Source organism: uncultured Flavonifractor sp., from assembly GCF_944387675.1.
GTDB lineage: Bacteria > Bacillota > Clostridia > Oscillospirales > Oscillospiraceae > Flavonifractor.
On sequence record NZ_CALXFV010000075.1, the window covers coordinates 1 to 11,089 of the forward strand.

Sequence of the window (11,089 nt, forward strand, 5' to 3'; positions counted from 1 at the left end):
CCGGAGCCTCCGCTTACGCGAATGCTCCGGTCCTCCATCAGAAAGCGGACAAACTGCCGGTAGATCCGGCAGCGTGGATAGTCCACCACCTGTTTAATTTGTAATTGATAGGTTGGCATGGCTTTCTCCTTTTTATATATAAGGTATGAAATTGAGTTCGCCAACGAAAAAACCGTTGACTTGAACATCTTTGAGGCTTATGCTATACTTGTTTCTGTATGAATCCGCAAGATAATCCTGCGCGGGACTCATACAGGCTTTCCTGCAAATGGGGCAATTTTACAATGGCGTCTTTGAAAACAATGTAGCCATTTACTGTGCCAATTTGAAGCCGATATTGAGCCGATTTCGTGCCAATACAACTTTCCACAACTTTTTTACAACTTTTGCCCCGAACCAGACGGCACAGGAGGACACACTATGGAATCCAAAAAGTTAGAAAAACCTCGTAAAAATGGCACTTTTTCAACCTTACGGGGCGTGATGAATCCGCATGAAGAGGACAGAGGGGTGTTCCCGACCATGAAGCCCCTGGATTGATCAGAACTGGCATACCGGAGGAATTCAATTCCTTCGGTATGCTTTTCTGCGTAAAACACAGGTGCGCAGGGGGTACGGCCCTGCGCAGGGAGGTCCCATTGTGATCAGAAGAATCGCACTCTGGATGCGGGATATGTTTATCCGCAGCCGGAGCATGAACGCCACCCGGGTGGTGGCGGGTTCCTTCGCGGCCATTATCCTGGTGGGAGCGCTGCTGCTTACCTTGCCCATTGCCTCCCGGGACGGGCAAAGCGCCGGATTTTTCACCGGACTGTTTACCGCCACTTCGGCCACCTGCGTCACCGGTCTGATCCTGGCAGACACCTGGACCCAGTGGACTCTGTTCGGCCAGGTGGTCATCCTGGCCATGATCCAGCTGGGGGGACTGGGCTTCATGACGGTGATTACCCTGGTGTCCTTTGCCCTCCACCGGCGCATCGGCCTGTCCGAACGGCTGATTATGGTGTCCACCCTGAACCTGAACGACCTGGACGGGGTGGTGCGCATGGTGCGCCACGCCCTGATGGGGACCTTCCTGATGGAGGGGGTGGGGGCGGTGATCCTCTCCGCCTGCATGATTCCCGATTTCGGGGTGGCGGGAGGCATCTGGCGGGGGGTGTTCCACGCCGTCTCCGCCTTCTGCAACGCGGGGTTTGACCTGCTGGGGGGAAAATTCGGCGCCTTTTCCAGTCTGGCGGGCTATCAGGACCACCCGGCGGTGCTGCTCACCATTGCCTGCCTCATTGTGGTGGGAGGCCTGGGCTTTTTCGTGTGGGAGGACATCCTGCAAAAGCGCTCCTTCCGCCGCCTGTCGGTATACAGCAAAATGGTGCTGCTGATGACCGGTCTGCTGCTGCTGGGAGGGACGGCCTTCTTTTTCGTGGAGGAATACGGAAATCCCGCTGTTTTGGGGGAGATGCCCCTGGGGCAGAAGCTGTACAACGCCCTGTTCCAGTCCGTCACCCTGCGCACGGCCGGCTTTGACGCCATCGGCCAGGGCAACCTGAGCGACAGCAGCAAGGCCTTTTCCTCCATTCTCATGCTGATCGGCGGCTCCTCCGGCTCCACCGCCGGCGGCCTGAAGACCGCCACGGTGGCGGTGCTGCTGCTGGCCCTCCGCTCCGGCCTGGCCGGTCGGGAGCAGGTGACCTTCCGGGGCCGCACCATCCCCTACCGCCGGGTACTCAGCGCCATGACCCTGGCGCTGGTGATGCTGCTGCTGTTTCTGGTGGGTTCTATGGTGATTTCCACCGCGGAGGGTCTACCCTATCTGGACTGCGCCTTTGAAGTGGCCTCCGCCATGGGAACGGTGGGACTGACCACCGGCCTGACTCCCACCCTCAGCCCCTTCTCCCAGAGTCTGCTCATCCTGCTGATGTATACCGGACGGGTGGGGGTACTCTCCTTCTCTATCGCCCTGATGACCCGGAGCCGGAGAGGGGCCAAAATCCGATATCCTGAAATGAATGTGATGATTGGCTGAGCGATTTGTTCCGGAAGGACGTGTGAGGATTGAAGACCTTTGTTGTCATTGGCCTGGGCCGGTTCGGCAGCGCGGTGGCCATGGAACTGAGCGCCCTGGGCCACGAGGTGCTGGCTCTGGACGACTCCGAGGAAAATGTGGAGAAGGTGGCCGACAAGGTCACCCATGCCGTCACCGGGGATGCCCGGGACCCGGCGGTATTGCGGGCGCTGGGGGTGCGCAACTACGACTGCGCCATTGTGGCGGTGGGCGTGGATGTGGGCGCCTCCGCCCTGGTTACCCTGAACCTGAAGGAGCTGGGGGTCCGGCAGGTGATCTGCAAGGCCCAGAGCCACGTCCACCGGAAGGTGCTGGAGAAAATCGGCGCCGACCGGGTGGTATTTCCCGAGCATGAGATGGGAGTCAAGCTGGCCCAGGGCCTGTCCAGCTCCAACGTGCTCAACTTTATTGAACTCAGCGATGATTTCGGCATTGTGGAAACCGCGATTCCCCGGGAGTGGCAGGGAAAGACCATCCTGGAGCTGAACGTGCGGGCCAAGTATAAGGTAAATATCATTGCTGTGCGGAAAAAAGGCATGGAGGAGTTCAACGTCACCCCCGGCCCGGACACCCGCATGGAAGCGGGGGACACGGTGGTAGCGCTGGGCCGGACCGAGGATGTGAACCGGCTCCAGGACCTGTGAGGAGGTCCGGCATGGAGCAGATTACCAGCCGGTCCAATCCCCTGATGGTCCACCTGCGGAAGCTGGGCAGCTCCCATGGCTACCGGACCAAGACGGGAGAATACCTGGGAGACGGGAGCAAGCTGCTCCGGGAGGCCCTTCTCTGGCAGACGGAACTGACCGCGGTGGTGTACACCCGGGGGACCGAGCTGCCCCAGCTGCCGCAAGCTGTGCGGGTGGTGGAGGTGCCGGAGGGACTGATGTCCTACATCAGCCCCATGGAGACCCCCCAGGGAGTACTTTTTTCCGCCCGGCGGCCGGCCAGCGTTCTGCCGGAGCGCCTGCCGGGCGGGCGGTATCTGGCCCTGGAGGGAGTGCAGGACCCGGGCAATGTGGGTACCATCCTCCGCACCGCCGACGCCTTTGAGGCCGACGGGCTGTTTTTGCTGGGGGGCTGCGCCGACCCGTACAGCCCCAAGACCCTCCGCGCCTCCATGGGGGCGGTCTTCCGCCGCCCGGTGTGGAGCTGTACCCTGGAGGAGCTGTGCGCCCTGCTGAGACGGGCGGAACTGCCCCTGGTGGGGACCGCCCTGCGGCCGGACACGGTGGATGTGCGCCAGGCGGACCTGAGCCGGGCCGTGCTCCTCATCGGCAGTGAGGGCCGGGGGCTGAGCCAGGCGGCTCTGGCCGCCTGCAACCAGACGGTACGCATTCCCATGAGTGAACGCTGCGAATCCCTCAACGCCGCGGTGGCCGCCGCGGTGGTATTGTGGGAAGGCTGGCGTTAAGCGCGGAAAGGAGGAGGCCGTGGCGGCGATATCCTATCTGATTTGGCTGACCACCAGAGAGGGCATTCGACCGGAGGTGGCGGCGGGCCTGCTCCGGCATTTCGGCACGGCGGAGGCGGTCTACTACGCCGACGCCGGAGAATATGAGCTGCTCTCCCTTCCCGCCCGGCTGAGCCGTTCCCTGCTGGACAAAAATCTGGATGGGGCGGAACGGGTTCTGGAGCAGTGTGACCGGCAGGGCATCTTTCTGCTCACCTGCCAGGACGCCGCCTATCCCGAACGGCTGGGACAGATGGACGATCACCCGCTGCTCCTCTACGGCAAAGGCAGTCTGCCCCGGGTGGACGGAGAGGTGGCCGTGGGCGTGGTAGGCAGCCGGAGATGTACGCCCTACGGGCAGAGCATGGCGGGTCGGATTACCATGGAGCTGGCCCGCAGTGGGGCGGTGGTGGTGTCCGGCCTGGCGGAGGGAATTGACGCCGCCGCTTTGAAGGGCGCCCTTCAGGGCGGAGGCCGGGTGATCTCCGTGCTGGCTGGGGGCGTGGATGTGGTCTATCCCGCCTGCAACCGCTGGCTGTACCAGGATATCCAGGCCGCCGGCGCGGTCCTGTCGGAGGCGCCGCCGGGTACCCGGCCGGAGGGCTGGCGGTTCCCTGTCCGCAACCGAATCCTCAGCGGCCTGTCCCTGGGTGTGCTGGTGGTGGAGGCGGGGGAGCGCAGCGGCGCTCTCATCACCGCCCACCACGCCCTGGACCAGGGCCGGGATGTGTTTGCCGTCCCCGGTCCGGCGGACGCCCCTATGAGCGTTGGGACCAACGACCTGATCTCCCGGGGGGAGGCCCGGCTGATCCGCTCCGCCTGGGACATCTTGTGGGAATATACCGGCCGGTACCCGCAAAAGCTGACCTTTCCTCCGCCTCTCACCGCAGAGGAGGCGGAGGGGCGTCTGGCACCCGACCCCGCCTCGGCGGCCCGGGAGACGCCGCCGGAGCCGGAGGAGGTGCCCAGGCCGGAAACGCCGGAGGAGGCGCAGCTGCCGCTGCTGGACCGGGCGGAGCTGGACCGCCTGGGAGATGAGCAGCGGGCCATTCTCCGCCTGCTGGCGGAGCGCAGGCTGACCGCCGATGAGCTGGTGGGCCGCACTGACATCCCCGCCCGGCGGGTGAATACCGCCCTGACCATTCTGCAGGCCCAGGGCTATTTGCAGGAATTACCGGGCCGGCGCTTCTGTGCCGCCGTCCGTTTGGAACAAGACCAATAAAGGAGTAACAAACTGTGGCAAAATCGAATCTGGTAATCGTCGAGTCTCCGGCGAAGGCCAAGACCATTGGGAAATATCTGGGTCCCGGCTATGAGGTGAAGGCCTCCATGGGCCACGTCCGGGACCTGCCCAAGAGCAAGATCGGCGTGGATGTGGAGCATGGCTTCACCGTGGACTATCAGCCCATCAAGGGCAAGGAAGAGATTATCACAGACCTGAAGAAGGCCGCCAAAAAGAGCGAAAAGGTCTTTCTGGCCACCGACCCGGACCGGGAGGGGGAGGCCATCTCCTGGCATCTGAAGGAGATGCTGGGCATCCCCGACGACAAGACCTATCGGGTGACCTTCAACGAGATCACCAAAAAGGTGGTCAACGACTCCATTGCCAACCCCCGCCCCATCGATATGGACCTGGTCAACGCCCAGCAGGCCCGCCGGGTGCTGGACCGCATTGTGGGCTACCAGATCTCCCCTCTGCTGTGGAAGAAGATCCGCCGGGGCCTGTCCGCCGGACGGGTGCAGTCGGTGGCCACCCGCCTGGTGTGCGAGCGGGAGGAGGAGATCCGAGCCTTTGTCCCCCAGGAGTACTGGTCCCTGGAGGCCGATCTGGCCCGGATTGCCCCCAACCTGGGCCAGTTCAAGGCCGCCTTTTATGGCCGGGAGAAGAAGGTGGAGCTCCACAGCAGAGACGAGGTGGACGCCGTGGCGGAGGCGGTGCGTACCGCCCCCTTCACCGTCACCGGAGTGAAACGGCAGGATAAGCTGCGCAGCCCCGCGCCCCCCTTCATCACCTCCACCCTCCAGCAGGAGGCCAGCCGCAAGCTGAACATGACCCCCCGCCGCACCATGTCCATCGCCCAACAGCTGTATGAAGGCGTGGACATCGCCGGAGAGGGTACCGTGGGCCTGATCACCTATATGCGTACCGATTCCCTCCGCCTGTCGGAGGAGGCCACCGCCGCCGCCCGGGACTTCATCCTCTCCCGGTACGGCCAGAACTACTATCCCGGCAAGACCCGGGTGTACAAGACCAAGTCCGGCGCCCAGGACGCCCACGAGGCCATCCGGCCCTCCAACGTGTACCTGACGCCGGAGGACGTGAAGAAGGATTTGACGGCGGAGCAGTACAAGCTCTACAAGCTGATTTGGAGCCGGTTTCTGGCCTGCCAGATGGCCTCCGCCGTGTATGACAGCGTGGCCATCGAGGTGAGCTCCGCCGGCTACACCTTCCGGGCCAACCACTCCGCCCTGAAATTCTCCGGTTACACCGCCGTGTATGTGGAGGGGAAGGACGAGGAGGAGGAGGCCGCTCAGTCCCCCCTGCCCGACTTGAGGGAGGGGGAGGGCGTGGAGCTGAAGGACCTGAAGAGCGACCAGCACTTCACCCAGCCCCCCAGTCGGTACACCGAGGCCACCCTCATCAAGGCCCTGGAGGAGAAGGGCATCGGCCGACCCTCCACCTACGCCCCCACCATCTCCACCATCCTGGATAGGGAGTATGTGGTGAAGGAGGGGAAGAACCTCCGGCCCACCCCCCTGGGGGAGGTGGTTACCGGCCTGATGAAGGATAAATTCACCGATATTGTGGACACCGCCTTCACCGCCAACATGGAGGAGCAGCTGGACGAGGTGGAGACGGGCAAGGTGGACTGGAAGAGCCTGCTTACCCAGTTCTACGGCGGCTTTGAAAAGGAATTGAAGCAGGCGGAGACCGACCTGGACGGGGAGCGCATCAAGGTCCCCGACGAGGTTTCCGACGTCATCTGCCCCAAGTGCGGCCGCAACCTGGTGTTCAAGTCGGGCCGGTTCGGCCGGTTTCTGGCCTGCCCCGGCTGGCCGGAGTGCGACCACACCCAGCCCATCGTGGTGGAAATGCCGGGCAAATGCCCCAAGTGCGGGGGTAAGATCCTGAAAAAGACCTCCAAGCGGGGCTTTGCCTACTACGGCTGTGAAAACAACACCAACAAGGATGAGGCCCGCCGCTGCGACTTTATGACCTGGGACGTGCCGGTGAAGGAGACCTGCCCATCCTGCGGACAGACCCTGTTCAAGAAGTCGGGCCGGGGCTACAAGAAGCCCTTCTGCATCAACCCCGATTGCCCCAACTTCCTCCCCGAGGACCAGCGGGGCTATAAAAAGAAGACCACCACCGAGACCCCGGCGGAGGGAACTCCGCCTGAGGAGAAAACGCCTGCCAAAAAGACGGCAGCAAAAAAGCTCGCGGCAAAAAAGACGGCGACGAAAAAGCCCGCCGCCAAAAAGACAACCGCCAAGAAAACCACCAAATCATAGGGGTGCGCACAGCACACCCGCCCCATGCAAAATGCAAAGGAGAAATCATGGAACCTGTTACCGTCATCGGCGCGGGCCTGGCCGGCTCGGAGGCCGCCTGGCAGCTGGCCCGCCGGGGCATCCCCGTGCTGTTGAAGGAGATGAAGCCGGAAAAGATGACTCCCGCCCACCACACCCCCTGGTTCGGGGAGCTGGTGTGCTCCAACTCCCTGCGCTCCAACCAGCTGGAAAACGCGGTGGGCCTGCTGAAGGAGGAGCTGCGGCGGATGGACTCCCTGATCCTCTCCTGTGCCGACGCCCACCGGGTGGAAGCGGGAGGCGCCCTGGCGGTGGACCGCCACGGCTTCGCCCAGGCCATTACGGAAAGCATCAGGAGCCACCCCCTCATCACCGTGGAGGAGGGGGAGGTAACCGCCCTCCCGGCGGAGGGTCAGGTTATCGTGGCCTCCGGTCCCCTTACCTCCCAGCCCCTGGCCCAGGCCATCCGGGCCTTTTTCCCTGAGAGCCGGAGCCTCAACTTCTACGACGCCGCCGCTCCTCTGGTGAGCTTTGACAGCATTGACATGGACAGCGCCTTCTTCGCCTCCCGGTACGATAAGGGGACACCGGACTATGTCAACTGTCCCATGACGGAGGAGGAGTACGGCGCCTTTTGGCAGGCGCTGTGTACCGCCCAGGAGGCAGAGGTCCATGGCTTTGAGGACAAAAACGTGTTTGAGGGCTGTATGCCGGTGGAAGTGATGGCCCGCCGGGGGAAGCAGACCCTGTGCTACGGTCCCCTGAAGCCCCGGGGCCTCCGGGACCCCAAGACGGGGAAGGAACCCTTCGCCGTGGTGCAGCTGCGGCGGGATAACGCCCAGGGCAGCATCTATAACCTGGTGGGCTTTCAGACCCACCTGAAATGGCCGGAGCAGAAGCGGGTGTTTTCCATGATTCCCGCCCTGCGCAATGCGGAGTTTGTCCGCTACGGGGTGATGCACCGCAACACCTACCTGGATTCTCCCCGGCTGCTGGACCGGTACTACCGGGTGAGAAAGGAACCCCGACTGTGCTTTGCCGGACAGATTACCGGGGTGGAGGGTTATGTGGAGTCCACCGCCTCCGGCTTTTTGGCGGCGGTGGAGCTGGCCCGGCGGCTGGAGGGAAAGCCCCCGGCGGACTTCCCACGGGAGACCGCCACCGGCGCCCTGGCGCTGTATGTCAGCGACGAGAGTGTGGTGGATTTCCAGCCCATGAATGTGAATTTCGGCCTCATTCCGCCCCTGGGCTACCGGGTGAAAGGCAAGCGGAATAAGAACGCGGAGCTGTCTAAACGGGCGCTGGAGATCCTGGCGGAGCTGGATATAGAATGAGGCGTGTCCGCTTGCCTGGGAGCGAAAGCAACCCGCCGCTGTGCGGCGCCAAGCATTTTGCGGAGCAAAATCTTGATGCCGGGCGAATTCAGTTCGCCCGGGCAGATGGAAATATGGGTTTCCCATGGAAACATGGTTTCCATGGGAAACAAGCGGAATAAGAACGCGGAGCTGTCCAAACGGGCGCTGGAGATCCTGACTACCTTGGATGTGTCGGCCGGCGATCTGCTGGGCCTGACCGACGAACCCCAGCCCCTTTTTCAAGAGAACGAACAGAGAAAGTAGAGGAGAACCATATGAAGATCATTGTAGATGCCATGGGCGGCGACAACGCGCCGGTATCCAATGTACGGGGCGCTCTGGCCGCGGTCCGTGAACTGGGTGTGGAGGTTATCCTGGTGGGCCGCGGGGAGGAGATCCTCAAGGTCCTGAAAGAGGACGGCATTGACGATCTGCCCCCCGGCCTGGAGATTGTCCACGCCTCCGAGGTGGTGGAGATGTGCGATAACCCCGCCACCGCCTTCCGGGAGAAGAAGGATTCCTCCCTGACAGTGGGTCTCAACCTGCTGAAGGGGGGCGACGGGGACGCCTTTGTGTCCGCCGGCAGCACCGGCGCCCTGCTCTCTGCCGCCACGCTGATGGTGAAACGGGTGCGGGGTATCCGCCGGGCGGCCCTGGCGCCGGTGGTACCCACGGGGGCCGGCGGGGCGGTGCTCATTGACTGCGGCGCCACCTCCGAGTGCACCCCGGAGTACCTGCTGCAATTTGCCTTCATGGGCTCCTACTACGCCGAGCGGGTGCTCAAGCGGCCGGAACCCAAGGTGGGCCTGCTGAACATCGGGGCGGAGCCCTCCAAGGGAACGGACCTCCAGCGGGAGGCCCACGCCCTGCTTACCGACGCGGACAAGGCCGGCCGGCTCCACTTTGTAGGCAATGTGGAGGCCCGGGAGGCGGTGTTCGGCCAGGTGGACGTCATCGTGTCCGACGGCTATTCCGGCAACATTTTCCTCAAAACCATGGAGGGAACCGGCGGCTTTATGGCCAAACAGCTCAAGGCCATGTTTATGAAAAACGCCTTCACCAAACTGGCGGCGGTACTGGTGTCCGGCGGGCTGAAGGAGTTCAAGAAGATGATGGACTCCGGAGAGGTGGGAGGCACCGCCCTCATCGGCATTTCCAAGCCGGTCATCAAGGCCCACGGCTCCTCCAACGACTACGCTATTAAAAACGCCATTCGCCAGGCCAGGGACTTTGCCGCCTCCGGCATGATTGACGATCTGGTAGAAAATATTGACCACATGCGCCTGGTGCCGGAGCAGATGGAAAAAATTTGAGCGTACCTATTGACAGACGGTGGAAACTTGCCTATTATCATAATGTCTTCTGAATAAACCGAGATGCGGTTTATTCGCACGGCGTAGCCGTGCAATTCTTTTCAAATTGAAAAGAATTTAGCCATTATGACAATGGGTATGTTCAGCAGGACAGGATCGCCCTGCTGAACGGTGCAGGAATTTTACCCAAATGGAAAAAGTCCTGCAATGGAACAAATCCAGCGGATTTGTTCCATACACATTATCATAGTGCAAACAAGCCGTCACAGGACGGTTACGACGGGAGTAGATGAACATGATTTTTGAGAAGATGGCCGCTCTGCTGGCCGAGCAGTTTGGTGTGGAAGCGGACAGCATCACCATGGACACCTCCTTCGAGGACTTAGGCGCCGATTCTCTGGACATCGTAGAGCTGACTATGGCGGTGGAAGAGGAATTTGGCCTGGAGAACATGGACGAGGACGATTTGTCCGGCATCTCCGTGGTGGGAGATCTGGTCAATTATCTGAAATCCAAGCTGGAAGACTGAAACTGACCGAAAGACAGGGGAGCCCCGCCGGCGGCGGGGCTCCCGCTTTGAAAGGAAGGAACAGCGATGGAAGCGCTGGAGGAAAAGCTGGGCTACCGCTTCACAAACCGGGCGCTGCTGGAAAATGCCCTGACCCACAGCTCCTACGCCAACGAGAACAAGGCCAAAGGCGCCCAGAGCAATGAACGCCTGGAGTTTTTGGGGGACTCGGTGCTGGGCATGGTGACAGCGGACTATCTGTACCGCACCCATCCCGACCTGCCGGAGGGGGATCTGACCCGCACCCGGGCGGCACTGGTATGCGAGGGCAGCCTGGTGGAGGTGGCCCAGCAGCTGAACCTGGGAGCCTATCTGAAGCTGGGTAAGGGCGAGGACGCCGGCGGCGGCCGGGAGCGGCCCTCCATTGTGGCCGATGCGGTGGAAGCGGTGCTGGCGGCCGTCTATCTGGACGGCGGTATCGGCTCGGCCCGGAAGATTATCCAGCGGTTCATCCTGGACCGGGAGGAGGAGAAAAGCGCCAGCCGGGACTACAAGACTGCCCTCCAGGAACTGGTGCAGCGGGAGAGCGGCCAGGTGCTGGGTTACCGGCTTATCGGTGCAGAGGGTCCCGACCACGCCAAGGTCTTTTCGGTGGAGGTGGATCTGAACGGCACCCCCATCGGCCAGGGCCAGGGCCGCAGCAAAAAAGAGGCGGAGCAAAATGCCGCCAAGGCGGCCATTGACAAGCTGAAAGGGTGACGGACCGGCCCGGAGGGAGTTCCTCCGGGCCGTTTTCACGGAAAAGGGTTTGCAATGTGTCCTGTCTCTTGATATAATATTTTATTCAAAAGTAAGTTTGCGGCGAGGTGC

The 11,089-nt window shown here is 62.2% G+C and carries 10 protein-coding genes; all 10 read left to right on the forward strand.

The features are described from left to right. The first annotated feature begins 640 nt into the window (after window positions 1-640). The 10 genes from Q0J74_RS07985 to rnc all read left to right on the forward strand — a co-directional run bounded on the left by Q0J74_RS07985 (window position 641) and on the right by rnc (window position 10,978). The gene (locus Q0J74_RS07985) at window positions 641-2,023 is read left to right on the forward strand and encodes a TrkH family potassium uptake protein (protein ID WP_297213037.1); all 1,383 of its coding nucleotides are present in this window, start codon (window positions 641-643) and stop codon (window positions 2,021-2,023) included. Between the two features lie 29 nt (window positions 2,024-2,052). Continuing rightward, window positions 2,053-2,706 carry a potassium channel family protein gene (locus tag Q0J74_RS07990; protein ID WP_297213039.1) on the forward strand — a complete coding sequence of 218 codons (654 nt, stop codon included), beginning with the start codon at window positions 2,053-2,055 and terminating at the stop codon, window positions 2,704-2,706. Window positions 2,707-2,717: 11 nt separating this feature from the next. After that, window positions 2,718-3,473 carry a TrmH family RNA methyltransferase gene (locus Q0J74_RS07995; protein WP_297213041.1) on the forward strand — a complete coding sequence of 252 codons (756 nt, stop codon included), beginning with the start codon at window positions 2,718-2,720 and terminating at the stop codon, window positions 3,471-3,473. Window positions 3,474-3,492: 19 nt separating this feature from the next. Beyond that, window positions 3,493-4,734: a DNA-processing protein DprA gene (gene dprA / locus Q0J74_RS08000; RefSeq protein WP_297213043.1), complete on the forward strand. Its 1,242-nt coding sequence runs from the start codon at window positions 3,493-3,495 to the stop codon at window positions 4,732-4,734. Window positions 4,735-4,748: 14 nt separating this feature from the next. Further along, entirely contained in the window at window positions 4,749-7,025 is a 2,277-nt protein-coding gene (topA, locus tag Q0J74_RS08005; RefSeq protein ID WP_297213045.1) for a type I DNA topoisomerase, read from the forward strand. A 47-nt stretch (window positions 7,026-7,072) separates the two neighbouring features. Beyond that, window positions 7,073-8,377 (forward strand): methylenetetrahydrofolate--tRNA-(uracil(54)-C(5))-methyltransferase (FADH(2)-oxidizing) TrmFO, encoded by a 1,305-nt coding sequence (gene trmFO / locus Q0J74_RS08010; protein ID WP_297213048.1) that lies wholly within the window; start codon window positions 7,073-7,075, stop codon window positions 8,375-8,377. A gap of 141 nt (window positions 8,378-8,518) precedes the next feature. Then, window positions 8,519-8,662 (forward strand): hypothetical protein, encoded by a 144-nt coding sequence (locus Q0J74_RS08015; RefSeq protein WP_297213050.1) that lies wholly within the window; start codon window positions 8,519-8,521, stop codon window positions 8,660-8,662. 11 nt (window positions 8,663-8,673) lie between these two features. Beyond that, window positions 8,674-9,711: a phosphate acyltransferase PlsX gene (gene plsX, locus Q0J74_RS08020; RefSeq protein WP_297213051.1), complete on the forward strand. Its 1,038-nt coding sequence runs from the start codon at window positions 8,674-8,676 to the stop codon at window positions 9,709-9,711. Between the two features lie 295 nt (window positions 9,712-10,006). Further along, window positions 10,007-10,240, forward strand: coding sequence for an acyl carrier protein (gene acpP, locus Q0J74_RS08025; RefSeq protein WP_297213054.1), 234 nt, complete (start codon window positions 10,007-10,009; stop codon window positions 10,238-10,240). Window positions 10,241-10,306: 66 nt separating this feature from the next. Continuing rightward, window positions 10,307-10,978, forward strand: coding sequence for a ribonuclease III (gene rnc / locus Q0J74_RS08030; RefSeq protein WP_297213056.1), 672 nt, complete (start codon window positions 10,307-10,309; stop codon window positions 10,976-10,978). Window positions 10,979-11,089: the final 111 nt, after the last annotated feature.